1 protein-coding gene is annotated in these 1828 nt (G+C 39.6%); it reads right to left on the reverse strand.

What is annotated here, in order from left to right:
- Positions 1-361: 361 nt before the first annotated feature.
- On the reverse strand, positions 362-1828 hold a 1467-nt coding region (locus J3353_RS15915), incomplete at its 5' end, for an ATP-binding protein (RefSeq protein ID WP_207685237.1).

Raw genomic sequence — 1828 nt, forward strand, 5'->3', positions numbered from 1 at the left:
AGTATATATTCATACTGCGTTTTTCATCTGCCCCTCCGTGAGCGCAAAAAAACGCCCCGGTTTCCTATCACAGAAACCGGGGCGGTCATATACTTTATTGGTGCTTTCTCAAGCCCTCACGCCATTACTTGCGGGGGTTCTTGATCGCAGCCTGCGCGGGTGCCAAAATTACAGAGCGTTCGGAAAACGATTACAATAGGCTGTACTGTGGAACTCCTTTTTGTATCATTCATGCGGTTCTATTTTAACAGGCAGTTCATAGACCTTTAATTACACCATATAACAGCTTAATAAAATCGACGTACTACTGTACTTTTCAGCGTTCGCGCTTGATTAGAGCTTGATTAGATGATGAAAAATCTCATTTTTTCGTCAACACCCAATTGGAACGCTGATGGTTTTCAGAATCGGTTTCAATAATGCCGCCCATCCTAAGTGATGCCAGTAAATTTCGAATCTTAGTGTTTTTTTGTACGGCTGTTAGGGAATCAGGCAATTTATCGAACAGCAATTTATCAAAGTCACTTTTTTGCCCTTTGCCCCATTTGTTCAAATAGTCAACAATCAATTGCTTATAATATTGATCATCAAATCCCTTATTTTTTATATATTGAGCTTTTTGGTCCAGGGCTTCTGCCACCGTTGCAGAAACAAACAGCTTTGGAATTTTCCCCTCTATCAATCCAAGCTTTCTCAATGCAGCGGCTTCCATTCTGCTAATATTTTCTCCCTTCTGAACTCTATCAAGTAAATACACTGTATCTAAATCCATATTGGGATTTTCAAAAAGAATTTTTGTGTAGTTGTCGTTCAAAACCTTTCCGTAAACCGTAACACGAACCTGATCGTATCTTGACAAGTCATAGTCTGGCATAGGGATCAGCTTTTCTTTTTGGATAGAATAAACACGGCGAATTCCCATCGAGGCAGTATCAATCATCTTAAAATTGACCATCGCTTGTGCAAGAAGCGGATTTCGATAATATGGCGGTGCATATGCCGGCTCTAATACAGTCTTAATATTTCCTGGTAGAAATTGTCCTGCGTTTGATATTACAATACGATCTTCAAATTCATCTACATATATCCTTCGATCCGCAGTATAATCCTGATGCGCAATACAGTTGTTAAGCAACTCTCGCAGCAGCCAAGAATCATATTGTTGCGTTTCAGTCGGAAATAAACTTAGCTGATTAGGCATATAGCGATACGTCAAGTTGCGAATCTTTTTGTAAACCGAATCTATAGCGCACAAAAACGGAATATCAAAAATTTCATGGTCTATTGTATTCCCTTTATGATCATAAAGTCTCCACATAATCTGCGGAGGAACCTCAAAGAAATCCGAATAATCGCTATTTCCAAGTAGAACGAATGCAGCCTTCGTTATTTTTCCATTCCGAATAAGTTTAATTTTAGACAAAAATTGGTAATCATCCATTTTGTCAAGTTCTTCTACTGCGTTAGAATTAGCTGCATTGGAAAGGCGTTCTCTGTAATTGGTTCTGGCAATCGAAACAGCCTTTGTGTCCAGATGCGATAAAGAAACCCCGTCAATAATTTCTCTAGTCCAATCAGTTCTGCGTTCACCTCGAATTCTATCGATTTTTTCCTGCGATAAATCAACAAGAGATTCCCCCACACGGCCATAAAAACGATTTTTCCATCCTGTAGGGATTGCTGTCACCGCAGCTGGAATTTGAAACTTAACGATGCGAATAGGCTTTCCTTCCGAAGAAAGCGGATGTACCACAAAAATATCCATAAAGGAAATGAACTGCACCCCATTTGTTAGACAGTATGGTATACTGTTTAGGAAATGGGGTGT

This window comes from Faecalibacterium sp. Marseille-Q4137 (assembly GCF_017377535.1).
GTDB lineage: Bacteria > Bacillota > Clostridia > Oscillospirales > Ruminococcaceae > Faecalibacterium > Faecalibacterium duncaniae.